The organism is Tritonibacter sp. SIMBA_163 (assembly GCF_046535935.1).
GTDB classification, from domain to species: domain Bacteria; phylum Pseudomonadota; class Alphaproteobacteria; order Rhodobacterales; family Rhodobacteraceae; genus Epibacterium; species Epibacterium scottomollicae.
Map to the genome: position 1 here is coordinate 1 of NZ_JAWJBP010000033.1, position 15928 is coordinate 15928.

General features: G+C 54.2%; 15 protein-coding genes and 3 pseudogenes. 6 read left to right on the forward strand and 12 right to left on the reverse strand.

Annotated features, from left to right (window positions below; translation table 11 throughout):
• Nucleotides 1–2255: hypothetical protein (locus tag R0J92_RS20630; protein WP_411052996.1), on the reverse strand; the 2255-nt coding region annotated here is incomplete at its 3' end.
• A gap of 358 nt (nucleotides 2256–2613) precedes the next feature.
• Nucleotides 2614–2874 (reverse strand): annotated as a pseudogene (locus R0J92_RS20635) (IS5/IS1182 family transposase); the annotation flags it as partial.
• A 129-nt stretch (nucleotides 2875–3003) separates the two neighbouring features.
• On the opposite strand from R0J92_RS20635, the pseudogene R0J92_RS20640 reads away from it, so the two are divergent.
• The 4 genes and pseudogenes from R0J92_RS20640 to gspG all read left to right on the forward strand — a co-directional run.
• Nucleotides 3004–3219: pseudogene (locus R0J92_RS20640) on the forward strand (recombinase zinc beta ribbon domain-containing protein); the annotation flags it as partial.
• Between the two features lie 243 nt (nucleotides 3220–3462).
• A pseudogene (locus R0J92_RS20645) lies at nucleotides 3463–3835 on the forward strand (transposase); the annotation flags it as partial.
• Nucleotides 3836–4239: 404 nt separating this feature from the next.
• Entirely contained in the window at nucleotides 4240–4704 is a 465-nt protein-coding gene (locus tag R0J92_RS20650) for a prepilin peptidase (protein ID WP_411052997.1), read from the forward strand.
• Nucleotides 4701–5129, forward strand: coding sequence for a type II secretion system major pseudopilin GspG (gspG, locus tag R0J92_RS20655; RefSeq protein WP_411052998.1), 429 nt, complete (start codon nucleotides 4701–4703; stop codon nucleotides 5127–5129). Before R0J92_RS20650 ends, gspG begins: the two co-directional genes overlap by 4 nt.
• On the opposite strand, the gene R0J92_RS20660 is transcribed toward gspG, so the two are convergent.
• The 7 genes from R0J92_RS20660 to R0J92_RS20690 are packed head-to-tail and all read right to left on the reverse strand — an operon-like array spanning nucleotide 5087 to nucleotide 11509.
• The gene (locus R0J92_RS20660; RefSeq protein WP_411052999.1) at nucleotides 5087–5725 is read right to left on the reverse strand and encodes a hypothetical protein; all 639 of its coding nucleotides are present in this window, start codon (nucleotides 5723–5725) and stop codon (nucleotides 5087–5089) included. The genes gspG and R0J92_RS20660 overlap by 43 nt on opposite strands.
• Nucleotides 5722–6069 carry a hypothetical protein gene (locus tag R0J92_RS20665; RefSeq protein ID WP_411053000.1) on the reverse strand — a complete coding sequence of 116 codons (348 nt, stop codon included), beginning with the start codon at nucleotides 6067–6069 and terminating at the stop codon, nucleotides 5722–5724. Before R0J92_RS20665 ends, R0J92_RS20660 begins: the two co-directional genes overlap by 4 nt.
• A gap of 37 nt (nucleotides 6070–6106) precedes the next feature.
• The gene (locus R0J92_RS20670; RefSeq protein ID WP_411053001.1) at nucleotides 6107–7339 is read right to left on the reverse strand and encodes a type II secretion system F family protein; all 1233 of its coding nucleotides are present in this window, start codon (nucleotides 7337–7339) and stop codon (nucleotides 6107–6109) included.
• A gap of 6 nt (nucleotides 7340–7345) precedes the next feature.
• Nucleotides 7346–9376, reverse strand: a complete 2031-nt coding sequence (gene gspD, locus R0J92_RS20675; RefSeq protein ID WP_411053002.1) for a type II secretion system secretin GspD — start codon at nucleotides 9374–9376, stop codon at nucleotides 7346–7348.
• Between the two features lie 17 nt (nucleotides 9377–9393).
• The gene (locus R0J92_RS20680) at nucleotides 9394–9924 is read right to left on the reverse strand and encodes a hypothetical protein (RefSeq protein WP_411053003.1); all 531 of its coding nucleotides are present in this window, start codon (nucleotides 9922–9924) and stop codon (nucleotides 9394–9396) included.
• Nucleotides 9921–10466, reverse strand: a complete 546-nt coding sequence (gene gspM, locus R0J92_RS20685) for a type II secretion system protein GspM (RefSeq protein ID WP_411053004.1) — start codon at nucleotides 10464–10466, stop codon at nucleotides 9921–9923. The genes R0J92_RS20680 and gspM overlap by 4 nt, the downstream gene beginning before the upstream one ends.
• The gene (locus tag R0J92_RS20690; protein ID WP_411053005.1) at nucleotides 10463–11509 is read right to left on the reverse strand and encodes a PilN domain-containing protein; all 1047 of its coding nucleotides are present in this window, start codon (nucleotides 11507–11509) and stop codon (nucleotides 10463–10465) included. Before R0J92_RS20690 ends, gspM begins: the two co-directional genes overlap by 4 nt.
• Nucleotides 11510–11537: 28 nt before the next feature.
• On the opposite strand from R0J92_RS20690, the gene R0J92_RS20695 reads away from it, so the two are divergent.
• On the forward strand, nucleotides 11538–12926 hold the full coding sequence (locus tag R0J92_RS20695) for a GspE/PulE family protein (protein WP_411053010.1): 1389 nt from the start codon (nucleotides 11538–11540) through the stop codon (nucleotides 12924–12926).
• Between the two features lie 70 nt (nucleotides 12927–12996).
• On the forward strand, nucleotides 12997–13548 hold the full coding sequence (locus R0J92_RS20700) for a hypothetical protein (protein ID WP_411053006.1): 552 nt from the start codon (nucleotides 12997–12999) through the stop codon (nucleotides 13546–13548).
• Between the two features lie 253 nt (nucleotides 13549–13801).
• Here R0J92_RS20700 and R0J92_RS20705 read toward each other — a convergent pair whose 3' ends face one another.
• The 3 genes from R0J92_RS20705 to R0J92_RS20715 form a co-directional block, all read right to left on the reverse strand.
• Complete coding sequence (locus R0J92_RS20705; protein ID WP_411053007.1) at nucleotides 13802–14038, reverse strand: hypothetical protein; 237 nt, start codon at nucleotides 14036–14038, stop codon at nucleotides 13802–13804.
• Between the two features lies 1 nt (nucleotide 14039).
• Entirely contained in the window at nucleotides 14040–14903 is an 864-nt protein-coding gene (locus R0J92_RS20710; RefSeq protein ID WP_411053008.1) for a hypothetical protein, read from the reverse strand.
• Nucleotides 14904–14910: 7 nt separating this feature from the next.
• Nucleotides 14911–15928: transglutaminase family protein (locus R0J92_RS20715; RefSeq protein WP_411053009.1), on the reverse strand; the 1018-nt coding region annotated here is incomplete at its 5' end.

Below are 15928 nucleotides of genomic sequence, written 5' to 3' on the forward strand. Positions count from 1 at the left end.
CGCGAACGTCCAAAATGAATCGTGCCAGACGCACCGGCTTCAGCAAAATCCAGCGCACCGTCGCCGTCAAAATCACCGAGCGTCGAGTAATTGGCGACATTTCCGGCAGCAACAGTATTTGGACCGACGAACTTCGTACCATCCGACAGGAAAACTCTCATCTCACCCGTCAGATAGGGATCGACGTTACCCTTCCTGTTTCGGGAGTAACCGGCATGATATACTGCATCCCCGACCCCGTCGTTATTGATGTCGCGAACAAACACAGAGGGAACCGTTTCATAGGTGGCGAAACTTGGCCTACGATCTGGGAGTGGGCCGCCCGAAAGCCACAACTGGGGTGAATCGAAGCTTCCACCATTTGAAAGCGCAACATAAATTTGATCAGGTTGATCTCGGTGGATGACGTAGATCACCGCATCATCCGTACCGTCTCCGTTCACATCTCCGAATGAAAACGTACTACGGCGCATGTTATTAGTGACTACCTCAATTCGATTGATTTGATGTTGGTTGAAGCTTGCGAATTTCTGAAACTGCGGATCGCGCAGAAGCCACGGTGTGCGTCGCTCCAGTGGTAGCTCAAGGAGCTCAGTCATGCCATCGCCGTCAATGTCTAGTGCTTGAACACCGACTGCGTAAGATCCGTGAACTCTTTGATTAACGAGGCGGCCGTCATGGATATCGTACGAATGGCTATTATTGACCAAGATCTCTGTATCCGGGTCCAAATCAAAATTTCCGATCCCTGCAAAAGAAGCTTCAAGCTGTTGACTTAGAACTCCTTGGGTACCACTAACTTTTACGAGTCCTAAATGCCTGATTATGGAATTGTCTCGGTCTCCTCCACTAGTTCGAAAATCTTCGAAAGTTCGCACTACCACTGGCAAAGATTGATGAGTGCGACCACGCCCACCTGGCAAGACCGCAGACACAAAAGTTCGATCCGCATCATCCAGTTCGGGAGGTGCATCATAGAGACTCGATATCGTGTCATCGAAAGCTATAGTGGATAGGCCTCGAGATGCGGAAATTTCATAGAATGCCTTTGGAGCGAGCGACCCAGGAATTACTGAGGTACCACCATTACGATCAATTATGACATCTTCCAATTTCACTGATCGAAAAAGAAGATCGTCGTGCCCGTTACTTTTCAGATCATAGGCTGATCCCTGCAGAGAAAACGGCTTGCCGCCAAATGACTTGCTGTCAAACCCGAGAGCATCTGTTGCATATGTCATCTTATAGGGCGCAGCGAGCGTTGCACCGCCGGTGATAACGGATCCGCTATTGGCAAAGTTGCGGCCATACTGATGCACAGAAGCCAGCCGGGTGGTGCCTACCTCTGGGCTGGATGAATAGCTCAGCTTATAGGCGTGGATCTTGCTGCTGTCGTTGTAGACCCGCACCGAAATCAAACGCCTGGTCTGCTGGCCCAGGCCTCCCGCGCCGGTTGCCCATTGTGACATCGGCAGATCGGTATTCTCATAACCGTAGAGCACCTTGTAACCCGCATACTCGACCTTCGCTGGCCGATAGGCCCAGCCATAGTCGCCAGCAAAATAGTAACTGATTGTCACCACATTGGCGCTCTGCTGGGTGTCACGGATCTCCGCCAGCAACCATTTGTTGGTCATCAGCTTGTCCAGCCCACTCCCCGGTGGCGGCGTGTGGCCGGACAGCGTTTTGAGAGACTTGTAAATATACCGCGTTCCGTCCTTGGAATAGATCGTCCAGGTCGAGCCGGACTTGACGATCTTGCGGTCACTTTCCCGGATCGTCGAAAAATTCCCGTTCGCAAGGCAACTGGCACTTTGATGATCGCTCTTAAAACGCGCTGGGTATGCCCCAGGCCACGGCGTCTTATTCGACAGCGTACAGGCCATGAGCGGCTGCCCATCCAGCATAAAAATGTCATCTGCATCACGAAACGTCGGCGTCCCGAACTTCTGCGACACTCGCTCGATTTCGGAAAACCCCTTGAGCTTCCAACCGGTTCCGACAACATCCATTGAATGCGAGCGAGCGGTTCTCGACGAGCTATAGGCCAACCCCAAACCCGGCACGAGCCCTCGAAAGGCTGGCGTTTCAAAGTCGATACTGTAGCTAAAGCCACCACTCTGAGTCGCACGGTAGCTCTCGCTGGCGTCTTGCTTGTCGGGTGGTGTGAACTCAAAGGTCTGAGCCGATGTGGTGTCTGAAATATTCAAAAACACAAATAAAGCAGCGCCAAATGCGCGAAGCAGCTTACTCACTTCAGGAACCTCAAATCTAGCTTCAATAATGGTATAAACACCAATACTCGATCAGGAAAAACAGACCCAGATCATACAACTTATACCCTACAAATCGGTCAGTTGGTTGCAACCCCGACCAGTCAAACAGTTGCGAAACCCTGTTGCGCCAACGGCACGATTTGTCCTCAATCATGCTTTTCGCATATTGATCATGTCACGTGACTTATCTTGTAGGCATCACCGTTCGCGAAGCGAAAGTCGTTGTTGCGCAACTCATGCCTGAGGCCTGGTGGCCCCGTTCCCGTCGGCGTCATTCGACGCGGACGATTTCAGCGGTGCAGAGCGGATTGATGAGGGCGATACGCATCTGGATTTAAGCGTTTTGCAGGTCTGGGTCTCTTGAGGCGATGCCCTCGCCGAAGGCCTTGAGGCACCGCATTTTCGCTTCGATCCAGCTTTGGAAACGCTATCCAGTCCAACGCTTCTAGAACGCGCTGCATAGTGCCGGGTGGCGCGGAAGGGTTTCGTTTCGGATGATTACCTTCGGGCAGCGCTCATTCAACGGCCGACCGTTTTTGCGGATAGGGATGATCGGCGTGGCCTGAGTATCGATAATGGCGGAGTGGCAGAGGCGCGTGGCAGCAATCAATCCGAAGACCGTCTCATAGGTCGCAGGTCGCAAGCCACCTTGGGGAGCAAGGTGTTGGGCCTCGGCGAGAAGATTCCAGATCTACTGCTCCGAGTAGATGCGCGGTACCAGACGGCGATGAACCCGGCCGGGATCCTGACAGACCGCACAAGACCGGAACGGGCGCGCCGCCCGACCTATCTGCTGTCCGGCCTCCTTCGCTGCGCCTGCTGCGGAGCTAGCTACATGTTGATCAACAAAACCCGCTATGGCTGCGCCGCCGCCCGCAACAAGGGAGGCGCGATCTGCAGCAATCGCGCGACCATCGAGCGCGAAGTGGTCGACGATCGAGTCCTGTCCGGGCTAAAGCACCGGCTTCTGTCCCCAGAACTGCTCAGCCATTTCACGGCGGAGTACCGTAAAGCCTTCAACGCGTCAGCCGCCGGCGCGGCGCAGGACCGGCAGAAGGCAGCGAAGGCGCTCACTCAGATCGAGACGAAGATAGCTGGCATCCTCAAGGCCATTGAAGACGGCATGCACCACGCCTCGATGAAGGCGAAGATGACCGAACTTGAAGCGGAACAGTCGAGACTGCAGTCGGTCTTGGCGGAGAAAGCACCAGCACCGGAGCAGTTTGCATCCGGAAGGCAGTTTGCGGCCTGGATGGGCCTGCCCCCCCAAGGATCACTCGACCGCTGGCAATGGCAGGCCCGGTGTTATTACGCGAGATGGCGATGAGGCCCTGCGCAAAACTCTGGTCGTGAGCGCGGCTTCGTTGCTTCGACAGGTGAGAGCGGGCAGAGGCAGGAACGCCTCGCCCTGGCTCATCGATCTGCTCAAGCGCAAGCCGCCGAAACTCGCAGCAGTCGCGTTGGCCAACAAGATCGCCAGGATCGCGTGGAAAATGATGATGTCGGGCGAGGCCAATAAAAACACTGCTGCGCGGCCAGTCGCGGCTTGCGCAGCGTGAAGAAATCGGTCGGCCACGGTGAGCAGGAGAGAGACGCTACCGTGCTGGGCCGATACGTGAACTTGCAGGAAACCTGAAGATGGTGTGATTGATCGATCCGAGATGTGGGACACCCCGTATGTGCCAATGGCCCAATGTAGCCGCCACCTTGTTTGGAACCCACGTCGCGGAAACCATCTTGGCCAGCGTTCAAGTGCGAGCGCAGCAACAGGCCGGACATATGAACGCAAGCGATCCGATCAAAATCATCAAAGAATTCTTGCAGTGAGGGGGCCGTCCACATATGGCACATTAATGCCGTCGGGGGGCGGTCACATCATCAGAGCCAACTAGGCATTTGTCAAAATAATCCAACCTCTATAAGAAATTCATCATAGAAAGAAGTGAGAACGGGAAGTGGTGCGTTGTCGGGCTTAGTTACTCTCGCTCTCTGTGTTTGTGCGATTTGGGTCTCCTATACCGATTTATCCCGCAAAGAGGTTCCCGACACCGCAGTCTATCTCATTGCCTTAACGGCGCTGGTTGTGCTCCATCTTCGCCCAGAGACCGTCGCGCGGCATCACTTTCTGGCTGCGGCAATTCTCTTTTTGTGTTTGTGGTCGGCGGGCGAGCTCTATTACCGCTGGACTGGCGTCGATGGGCTGGGCATGGGTGACGCGAAACTGCTTGGCGCTGGCACGCTGTTGCTTGGCCCTCTGAAAGTTCCCGATCTCCTGCTTCTGTCCTGTATTGGTGGCATAGTTGCTTGCCTTGTTTTCGGCTGGCGGACAGGAAAGATGCCCGAGGGTATTCCCTTTGGCCCGTTTATCTCCTACGCCATTCTCATCTGCTATTTTCAGGAGCCGCTGTTTCTCAGCGCCTATTCATGACGAAGACAAGACCTAAGCGTAACAGCAATGCGGGAATATCCCTGCTCGAGATCATGGTGGTGCTCGCCATCATGGCCCTCGTGGTGGGACTGGCCGCGCCTCGGGTGATCGACAGTTTCGGGCGCGGCAAATCTCGCGCCGCGGAGATCCAGCTCAACGGTATAAAAGCGGCGTTGCAATTTTATTACATTGATGTCGGTCGCTACCCATCTGAGGCGGAAGGCCTGCGTGCCCTGTTGCAAGAGCCGAGTGGAGCTTCGGGATGGAGGGGGCCTTACCTCGATAAAAAGGCAGACATTCAAGACCCTTGGGGCCGTGACGTCCTCTACCGTATTCCCGGAAAGGAAGGGGCGTTTGACCTCTACTCCTATGGTCGAGACGGTCATCCGGGCGGCACAAGGGAAGACAGAGATATAAATCTCTGACGTTCGTCTTTGGCCGGCAGCAGGGTCAGCGGAGGGATTGGCTTTCCATCTTCTCGATCCCATTCGATTTTGACCAGATCCGGCAAATAGGCGGGATCGCTCCAATGGTCATACCACTGCCTCTTCGTGTCTGAACTACGACGACCATAATAGCGAATACTCAGGCCGGATGCAGCTTGTGAGAGCGGTTGCACGACACTCACAGGACCGTCTTTCGACGGGTGGCGCCCACTGGCAAGCAGCTGAACCACCGCCTCTGAGTTTTTTACCGCCATCCTGACATCGACGGTTACAGGTTTAGATGGCTCAAAGAGAGTATTGTCGATCCATGTTCGAAATCGCAATCCGTCGGACGTTCCCTCAAACACTTCATGCGCGGCGGTTCTCGCATCATTCATGGGCATCGTTGCCAGCCATGCGCGAAGATCCTCGCGTGCGATCAGCATATTCGAGCCTAGGTTCAAACCTTGGGTACGCTGAAGCCCTTGGCGGCTGAAATTCAGCGCATTTGCCAGCAAAACCGAGATGAGAGTCATTACCGCGAGAGCGATCAGCACCTCCAGCTGCGACATGCCGCGCTGCGGATTGCGTTTCATGGCGCAACAGCTTTGCGAGCGATGACTTGAGACAGCGTCGTTGGAGCACGTTGTGCATCAACAGGTAAAACCTCAACCGTAACGCGAATGAAACGAAACAAGTGATCCGCTTCTGTCGGCATAAGAGCTTGCTCGGCTTCCTCACGCACCGACCAAGCCCATTGGCGCTTATACGTGCCGCTGCGCGTCATAGACGGATAAGTGGTGACATATTCTTCAAGCAGAGCACGTGCGAGTAGCATTTCCTCATGGGTTCGGTAGGCTCCGGCCTGCTGGCTGAAAGAGCGAGTAACGATCGTGTAAACTCCGACCAACAACATACTGAGGACCGCAAAGGCGATCATTGCATCGAGTAGAATGAAGCCTCGGCTGTGAGATCGCTTAGAACGCAAGCTCGTTCACCTCCAATATAGCGCCCATTAGAGTGTAAACCAGCAGGCCAATACCGCTACCGAGGACAAGGGTTAACACCGGTGTTAGGAGCGTTATAAAACGCTGGGCCGATTGCTCAACCTGGGCATTCATTGCCATGGACAACGCATTCAAGGTAAGAGTGAGCCGGTTGGTCTGCTCGCCAATCCGAAACAGCTCCCGAAAAGTAGGGGGGACAAGCTGGCTGGTATCGAAAACAGTAGCAGCATGACGCCCCTCTTCTAGGGCAATAGCCGCGTTCTCAAAGAGATCCGCGTATTGAGCCTGTCCGCCTATCATCTGGCCGGCCTTACGTAAGGCATCCGGCAAGGGAAGTCCTGCCTCTATCAGCAAGCGCGTGGCGTGAGTTAAGCGAGCCAAGATCGAAAGCTGTAACAGCGCGCCCAACATAGGCAGGTGGAAAAGGGTACGTGACATTCCTCTAAGGACTGGAGGCTGCTGCAAAAGCGCAAAACCTGCCGAAACCAAGACGAAGACCCCGCAGAGCATCCCAGGCCAATAGGCTCGCAGCAACTCGTTCATGGAAATTAATGTACCAAGCGTCCCCGGCGGTGCTTTGCCTACCGAAGCAAAAAGTGGTGCCAAGTTCGGCGCAAGGTACAGAATTACAACAAGTAGCAGGCAGATTGCCGCAAGTACCAAAATAGCGGGATAGATCAGTGCGGACATGATTTTCTGGCGCATATGACCTTGGCGTCGAAAGAAAAGCGCGAGTTCGGACAACTGAGAGATCGGATCGCTGGCTGCGTCACTAACGGCGAGAAATGACGCAAATATTGGTGAAAAGCGCCGGTTCTCTGCCTCAAAGGCTTCGGCAAGCGGAACACCGTCATCCATACGCTGTCCGGTGCGTTCGAACTGCACTCTAACTTCGGGCTTCTCCGCCGATATCGCCGCAATGCGCACTGCATCTCGACCAGACAAACCTGCGGAAAACAGGGTCGACAGCAACTCTGCCACAATTGCTTGATGCTCAAAAGAAATCCTTGATGAGCCAAAGGAAACATCCCTACGATACCAAGGTAACTTGGGCTGACTTCCGCTCGTCGAATTGGATAGCTCAAAGACAGCGATCCCGCGGCCGTCAAGGATTTCAAAGGCGAGTTTCTCTGTCGCCGCTTCTAGCGTGCCAGATGCAGGTACACCATTTTTATCGAATCCGTTGTACGAGAAAATGGCCATATCAGATCACCTGAATACGTCTTGAACCGTGTGTTTGGGAGAGCCAAGGCCCGTTTCAAGGATGCTGTTGGCACCAGACAACTTTGATCGCCAGTATCCTGTAACACTGCGGCCTTGTTCTACGGTCTCCACCACACGGGGACGAATGAGTACGAGCAGCTCAGAACGGCTCTTGTTGCTTTCGGTGCGTCGAAACAATGCGCCGACCACCGGAGTATCACCAAGTCCCGGAACTTTGGTCACCGTCTTGGTGTCACGTTCTTGGACGAGGCCGCCCAAGGCCAGAGTCGACCCATCGGTCAAAAGTACATTAGTTGCTATTTTGCGTTGCCGAATAGTAGGAGAGTCGATGCCTGAAGTTTTTGTCTCGGCGACCGAACTGATTTCCTGTGTAACATCCAGAATGACACGACCGTTGCGGTTGATGTTAGGCTTCACGGACAGGATCACACCGGTATCTCGATATTCGATTGTGGTGATGGTTGGTGCATCCGTAGATCCACTATCGGTCGAAGATTGAGTTGCCACAGGAACCTCGTCACCAATTTGCAAAATGGCTTCTTGATTATCTAGAACCATGAGCGTCGGAGAGGAAATGATCTTGACATCCGTCACGCCGGCCAGCGCGTTGATCGCGGCTGCGCCACCGCCTGCACCAAACACGGTTGAAAATCCTGGATAGCTGCTGCCAGTGCTGCCAGACGAAGAATCCGAGAAAGTAAAATCAAAGTTGCCATTTTCGAAGAACCAGCGCACCCCAAGCGATAGTTCATCGTTCAGCGTGACCTCTGCAATTGTTGCCTCCAACATGACCTGCTTCGGACTGCTGTCGAGAGAGTTGATAAGACCACGAATTTCGCGGTGTTCGGATCGGTTCGCCCGCACCAAGAGAGCACTGCGTGATGGATCTGCCGCGACACGGCTGGTCTGCGTCGGGGAAGGAGACTCTACACCATCACCGCCGCTGGTTGTGCCTTCTGAAAGCAATTGATTGAGGATTGGGGCAACTTCGGCCGCAGAGCGGTTTTGTAGTTCATACGTCGCGATATAGCGATTGGCACCGCTAGCGGTCCGGTCCAACTCGCGGATCCATTTTTGTGACTTAGCAAGATATCTGGCGCGCGAGGTGATAATCAACACAGAACCGAGACGTTTGTTGGGGACAAATTCGATTACGCCATTGAGGCTACCACCTTCTTCACTTTCGAAGATCAACTTCAACTCATCCACGATGGTTTCCGGATCGGCCGAATTAAGCTCGGCAATCGCGATGGACTTTCCAGACAGGACATCGACGTCGAACAAGTTCATCGCATCCAGAGCCGCCTCAAGCTGCTCGGGTTCTCCGGTCAACATCACCAGATTGCGGCGTTTGTCCGCAATCGCTGTGAGTCCTTCGATGATGAGTGGATCAAGAAGGTTCACCATTTGCGAAGCAGCGATGTACTCCATTCGTGCCACGATGATGTTGGCCCCGGTACCAACCCCCTCTGAGGCCAAGCGGAAGCTACGGTTTCCGGACGCTCCTGGCACAATCTTGATGACCTGTCCGTCCTTTTCGAGCCGAGCACCATTGGCGGACAGGGCAGCTTCAAAGAGTTCGAGCAAGGCGCTCTGGGGAATAGGGCCGGTAGACTGGATTGTAACAGTCCCTTGGACGGCATCGCTCACCACAAATCGCTTGTCTAGCGCATCACCAAGAACAGCCTGCGCGGCGGCAGGAATACTCGCGTTGACCAGTGAGAGCTCGACCATTTTGTTGTCGGTCGGCACAACGATGGCTTGTGAGGTGCTAGGGCGAGCAGCACGCCGCGGATTCACAAACTGATCATTGCCGCGAGACAAAGCGCCAGGTCGAACCGCATTTCCGGAGGTGGGTACGCCCGCTCTGTCAGCGTTGAACAAACGACCGTGTTCGACAGTCACATCATCGCCAAAAATACCAGAACTCGTGGTGACCGTTTCCGTGCAGCCGATGACGCCGAGCAGCAAGATCACAGTATGCAGTGTGCTGAAGCGCATGTTCTGTCCAATCATCAAATAGCTTTGTACAATCATCTACTGATTGTGAGAACGTGTTGAAAGCCTTGTAGCTCCAAATGGACAGCGCTTTGGTCAATTTCGACAACGGACCAATTTCGCAACATATCACCCACTGACATCCAAGTTTCTGTCTGCGCGCCCCGCAACGCGATCAATGCTCTGGCTCTGCCGTCAGCGAGCATATAGCCGTGGAATGTCGCATTTGGTGGCTCAGGCGCAGCAACAGTCGCAGGCTCGGTGTTGACGACCACCTCTTCTTCCAAGGCGGCGGGAGGTGGCGTTTCGACAACAGCAGCCGGAACACGGCGCGTTTCAGAAAACAATGGGCGCTTCTGCACTTCTTGCAAAACAGCCTCATAAGAGAGGGCGGAAAAAATTACGATGTCTCCGACGTCCGGTATGGCTTCCGTATCCGCGCTGACGATGTTTTCCGGCGGTGCAGTCCGATAGTCCAGAGGCGGCTGCCTGAACACATACCAAAATGCGATTCCGAGCGTGGGCAGCAGTATCCAGACCGTTAAAGGAGGAAACCAGCGCATCATTGTGAGGCCGCCCCAAACGACCATACAGTTATTTGCAGATAGACGTTCATGCGGCCAGGCGCGCCATCGTCATAACCGTAGCTGTTCCCTTTTCGCAGTCGAATGTTATGAACTGCAATGGGAGGCGTCGTGCGTTCCAGTTGTGCCAGAAAATCGTATACCCCTGTCAACGGGCCCTCTGCCTCCAGCTCGATGGCAATATGTTCCTGATGGGTTTCCATCCATTTTGGCGCAACACCGAAGGTGATCAGGTTCAAACCCTGATGTTGTGCAAATTCGACAACTCGGTTTTGCAGAGCAACTTCAGCCTCCGAAACGCGATCACGTTCCCATAGCATCGCTCTGGGAAAGGTCCCGATTTTGCGCAGCGAGGCTAATTCGTTGATCCGGCCTTGTAACGTGGTGATACTCTGTTCGATGACTGCAATTTCTGCGACACGATCCCGGCTTAGTCTATAAAGAGGTAGTATCATAAACGCCATCAGCAAGAGTAAAACGGCCGCGCTGGAGACCATTGCAACACCAGGCCGGAGGGAAGTCATTGGCCCACCTGCGATCTCGGCGTGAGCTTCACTGACAGCTCAAACCGACTGAAGCGGGTATAGCTGTCGAAACTCACCGGCCCTTCCAGATCGACTTGTGCCGCCCAAGGCAAGACTCGGATCACTTTGATGACATCGCTTACGTCTTCCTTGGTAAAACCCGAAAATGACAGCGCGTTTCCCCGCAACTGGAACTCGGATACCCAAGTTTCATCCGATAGTGCCGCTGTCAAATCAGTGAGAATGTTGAGACGATGATACTCCCCCGCGAATTGCTGTAGGTCTCCTTGAATATTGGCGCGGACCTGGCTTTGCTCCTCGCCACGGCTGCGCAAATCAACTGCTTGTGCTGTGAGCTCGGCCTTCTTTGCTTTGAGGGTCGCTAGATGCGCGTCCATGTGAGAGATCTGGCGCAATCCACCAAACATAAACATTAAGCCGCAACTGATCAGTAGGCCAGCTGAAATTGTTGCCCATGTTCGAACTGAACGATCCGTTGACCAACGATTGTCACATAACGGCTTCAGACGAGGCGCAGAGCTGAGACAGACCGTGCGTAAGGTTGCACCAGAATCTGCCAACTGCTTGTTTATTGAGGCCAATACCGAAGTCTTTGTTAGGAGAACCTTGACACGCAGATTTACCCCATCCCGTTTGGTGATCTGATAGCGCCAGGTCAAGTTAACCGCGTTTTGGGGAAGAGACTGGCGAATGTTCAGATCGACCGCCTGTTGGAGCTTGCGCCCGAGAGCTCTGGGTAATGTCAGCTCCCTTTCTAAGACGAAGTCATCACTCAAGAATACGTCAATTGTCTTGCCCTTAAGATCCGGCCTCGAGTCGATTGGCAGTTTGGCAACAGTAAGCGGTTGTGACCATTCCCGGCGCGCACCCGGAAGTACCAACAATCCGGGCAGACCACCGAAGCTCCAAGTCCACGTGGTCTTCAAGATTGAACGAAGACCCGATTTAATGTCAAATGTAGCTTTCAAAGGCTTATGAAAATCCGTTAAGGCATGCGATGTTGCGTTCAAACTCTCAATCAAGTCACGATTTTAAATGACTGAAGCTGTCATGCAATGGGAAGATACGCTATCACGGAGATTGATCTCTGATACTGTTATTTCTACAGAACAGGCGGCCCAAGCGCGTGAGTGGTCAAAGCGTCAGGGCACTACACTAGATGATGCACTCCTGAAGCTCGGCATTGTCGAAGATAGTGTTCTGCTTCCCTGTTTGGCAGCCACCCTTCGCCTGCCATATCACTCCGAGCTTGTTGGCATAGACATTGACGATGTCGCGCTCAAGGAACTATCGTCCGCTTACTGCCAGAGCAATTCGATTGCTCCCATCATCCGACCAAATGGTTCTCGCCGGATCATGCTGAGCGCACCAGCCCGCGAGGACCTGATCACTGAGCTAGCCTTTTTCCTGGGTCAGCCGCCCTTGCTTTGTGTCGCACCTCGCCGGATCATTCGGGCATTGCTCAATGATGGCGGAGTTGAAACCGCGCAGCGGATCGAGGCGCCGGAGGTGAGCACAGAGATCCGCCAAGAATCGGATGGGCCAGTCATTCGGTTTGTCACCAACCTTCTGGAGGATGCCGTTGCACAAGGCGCATCCGATCTTCATTTTGAGGCTCAGGAGGAAGGCCTGCGTATCCGGTTGCGGCAGAATGGCATCCTGTATCCCTACCCCGTCGACAAAGGCCTTGGTGCTGCTCCGATCTTTGCCCGCATAAAGGTCATGGCCAGCATGAATGTATCCGAGCGCCGCTTGCCGCAAGATGGGCGCATCACCGCAACCATTTCGGGACGCAAGGTAGATTTCCGCGTGTCTTCGGTTCCAACCAGTTTCGGCGAAAGTATCGTCTGCCGTGTTCTGGACCCGCAGGCCGTACGCCTCGGCTGGAACCGTCTCGGCTTTGAGGAAAGCCTGTCGCAGGCCATTCGGGATATCGTCGAGCAACCGAGCGGCCTGTTCCTTGTGACCGGACCAACCGGGGCGGGCAAAACCACGACGCTCTACACGGCACTTTCGCACCTCAACAGCGAGGGGCGCAAAATCCTGACCGTCGAGGATCCGGTTGAATACAATCTGCCCGGCGTCGAACAGGTTCAGATCCACGACGAAATCGGCATGAGCTTTGCCCGCGCCTTGCGTGCCTTTCTGCGCCAGGATCCCAATATCATTATGGTGGGCGAAATTCGCGATCAGGAAACCGCGGAAATTGCCTGCCGCGCCGCCTTGGTCGGGCGCATGGTTCTGTCAACTCTGCACACAAATTCGCCTGAGGGGGCTGTGACACGATTGAAGGATCTCGGCGTGCCAACTTATATCATCCGAGACGTATTGCGTGGCGCGCTGGGACAAAGGTTGGATATTGTTAGCGAGATGGAGCGCAAGCTTTCGGCGCGCCTGGTGCATGGCGAAGCGTTGAGCAGGTGCTTTGATGGCGCCTGAGAAAGCACGTTATGTGAGGCGACCTCAAAATCGCGGATTTGTGCTCGTAACGACTTTGGTCAGTTTGATCATGATCGCCAGCCTTGCAATTGCCATACAATCCTATGCGTTCTCTTCCACACGTGTCGTGAAGACACTGACGCGTCGCATGATTGATGATGCTGCGCGCGACAGTCTGCATGCGCTGCTGCGCCCATCAATTGGCGCAGCGATGTTGGCCGACGCAAATGTCGGTGGGCTACCGCTTAACGGAGAACCTGTCGAAATCCTTTACGAGTCGCGCCCCTACATAGTGACGGCGCAGGACATAGCGGGCCTGATCGACATCCAGCGCACGCCAATCGCCGCCGCGCGCCTTTTGCTTCCCCCCGAGGACCTACTGGATTTCGAGAAGCTAAAAGCAGGGTACGATGCCAGACTGCCCCTGGCCGTGCAGAGTGTCGAGGCCACCCGCGAACGCTCCTCCCTACAATTGACCGACCTCGGGACAGGTCGTTTTCTGAATCGCGACACGCTGTCCACCCACTATCAACGACTTCCCTCTAACGCCCGACGGCGCTTTTTTCGCGGTCAGCAACCCAAGCTGGTCGAGGTGACAATCCGAGCGGCAACGAAAAAATGATGCCGTTTCGTTGTATTTCCAGAGTGCTCCGCCAATTGCGCCCCCGCTTCCAAGCAACGTGTGGCGCGTAAACTGAATACTGCTCGCGTGGGCGGAGCGGAAGCTGAGCGGGTGCGCTTGAACGCGCTTTTGACCGATCAGCGCGATAAAGCGGAAACGTCAGCGCGGCGGGGCTTTTGGGGCCGTATGTTGGGAGGGAACAGGTAGTTTGGGAAACCTATCTTTACTGTGGCTTTTTGAAAACTTTTTGCCATTACGATACAGCCGAAATATTTTTTTTGGCTTTCTGAATGATTTCCTGGAGTTGCGGTTCGGTAATGGTCACCCCATCTTGAGAATAAAAGGTGAACTTTAACTCACCACATTCTGAAACTTCAACGCACAAGAGATCACGATCATCCCCATCGCATACTTCGAGGATTGGGCTATCACCTTCCGGTGGGTAGAGCATCACATATTTCAATTCTTTGACCGCAGTGTATCTCAACATACTATATGCCTCTGCCTAGGAATCCTATGAAACCATTTGTACTTGCACTGAAACGAGCGCCAATTCCGCTAGGCAATGTATATTCGATGATGTCTCCAAATCTAGAGTGTGCGCGTTGTGTGCGCGTCCCTCCAGATAAAATATTAGATACCGCTCTTTCAGCGGCTTCATTTGTTGCCTGTGGCGATCTAAGCGCCTTCGACAATTCGTCGCCATTTCTGAAGCCTGCGACATTGGGATGTTTTGTAAGTGCTCTACCAGCAACAGTTTGAGCGGTGTCTTTGTATGCTGCGTTGGCCGCTGAAGAAAGGGCAGCTCTTTCTGTTGCTAATGTCGCCAGTGCGCGCCGAGCCGCAATGCCTCTAGCAAGGGCTTTGCCGCCCTGGACAACCGCACCACCAGCTGCTGCTAATGATCCGATCTCGACACCTGTCACAGCATCACCAAGCGCTCTCTCTCCCCATGACTTTCCAATACGACTAGCATGATTGTCAGCACGTCCATCCCAATAATCGTCCAAACCTAAGTCGTCACGAAGCCCATCCCAGAATGTTCCCCGTTCCCTAATTCTTTCAGCACGGTCTAATGCGTCTTGAGCGGCTTCGGCATTTGCGCGATCAGAATCTTCTTGGCTTCGTGTTAAATCCCAGGATTCGTTACCTAACGGGTCCATTTTGTTGATGGGGTCATTGAAGGAATATGAGTACCGATTTGTGCCGACACCGGGCTGTGTCGGATCAAACCAATCAGGTTGAATAAACATCGCCGACGCTTGCGATGCAAAAACCGCAAAGAGTGCGGTCAGAATGAATTGATGCAAAATACGGAGCAAAATGTTCTCTCCCAGCGTGTATTTTGTGCTCAAGGTTACCCTACCTTTGCAAGGCCTGCCAACCCAAAGATTCCGCCCTGTCAAACATGCCCTGGTTGACCCTCTGAAGGTAGGCGAGATAGGGGCGCTGGTCCTTCGGAACGTCCTGCGCCGTTGGATATTTCTCATAAAACTCTGTGCGCAGCAGATGGTAGGATGCCGTGGCTTTTTTGACCATTATGTAGGCAAACATCGGGTAGTGCTCGATCAGGATATCAGCCACCGCCATAGCATCGTGATAGCGCCCTTCGGCGATCAGCTTCTCCACTACCACAGCGGCGATGACGGCAACGGATTGCTCGTTGGTCAGCGGCGCCAGAAAAACGCCATTGGCGACGGCCTCATCGGTGATTGGCAGAAGGTCGCGGTAATGCTGATCTCGTGCAGCACCCGCCCCGCTGGTGGCTTCCAGGTTCCAGGTCTTGCCCGCATCATCGGTGAACTTCACAAAGACATGCAGCGGGGCCATGGCGGGCGCTACATCCAGCCCCAATCGCTGGCCGAGGATGATGAACAGGAAGGGCATGGTGATGCAGTTGCCGCGCCGATCCTGAATGTAATCTGACAGAAGCTTGTTGTGGACTTCGAGGCCGTAAGGATCCTCGTGGTCATAGCTGAAGGCGTCGCCGCCGTTCCAGAGGCCAGGCTGGTAAATGTAACGCCGGAGCGTCTCGATCTTTGCCCAGCTGCCGGCATCGGGCGGCAGCATGGTTTCGATGGAGGTGACCATTTGCTCGATTTGAGCGAGCTGTGCTTCGACGTCGATGCTGGGGTCAATCATGCGATCCACCTCGATTTTCACCCGGGCAAAATCGAGGGTCTTCAAGTCAGTGGCAAACAGATCGCGCACATCGGTGCGGATGTCGGCGAGCGCCGCGGTGGCCGACCACAGGGCGAGCGCCAGGCAAACGAAGATACGGTTCAAAATAATCTCGACCTGTTGAAAGAGCTTCTCCTCTGGCGTGCTCCGGACGCCGAGGTTTGGCGTCCGGAGTGGCTTTACTGCACGGTGGGATGAG

Bases quoted from the DNA above. Each gene is read 5' to 3' on its own strand.
- gspG (WP_411052998.1), top strand. From the start codon at position 4,701: ATGACGAAGACAAGACCTAAGCGTAACAGCAATGCGGGAATATCCCTG.
- R0J92_RS20660 (WP_411052999.1), bottom strand. From the start codon at position 5,725: ATGAAACGCAATCCGCAGCGCGGCATGTCGCAGCTGGAGGTGCTGATC.
- R0J92_RS20665 (WP_411053000.1), bottom strand. From the start codon at position 6,069: ATGATCGCCTTTGCGGTCCTCAGTATGTTGTTGGTCGGAGTTTACACG.
- R0J92_RS20670 (WP_411053001.1), bottom strand. From the start codon at position 7,339: ATGGCCATTTTCTCGTACAACGGATTCGATAAAAATGGTGTACCTGCA.
- gspD (WP_411053002.1), bottom strand. From the start codon at position 9,376: ATGATTGGACAGAACATGCGCTTCAGCACACTGCATACTGTGATCTTG.
- R0J92_RS20680 (WP_411053003.1), bottom strand. From the start codon at position 9,924: ATGATGCGCTGGTTTCCTCCTTTAACGGTCTGGATACTGCTGCCCACG.
- gspM (WP_411053004.1), bottom strand. From the start codon at position 10,466: ATGACTTCCCTCCGGCCTGGTGTTGCAATGGTCTCCAGCGCGGCCGTT.
- R0J92_RS20695 (WP_411053010.1), top strand. From the start codon at position 11,538: ATGCAATGGGAAGATACGCTATCACGGAGATTGATCTCTGATACTGTT.
- R0J92_RS20700 (WP_411053006.1), top strand. From the start codon at position 12,997: ATGATCGCCAGCCTTGCAATTGCCATACAATCCTATGCGTTCTCTTCC.
- R0J92_RS20705 (WP_411053007.1), bottom strand. From the start codon at position 14,038: ATGTTGAGATACACTGCGGTCAAAGAATTGAAATATGTGATGCTCTAC.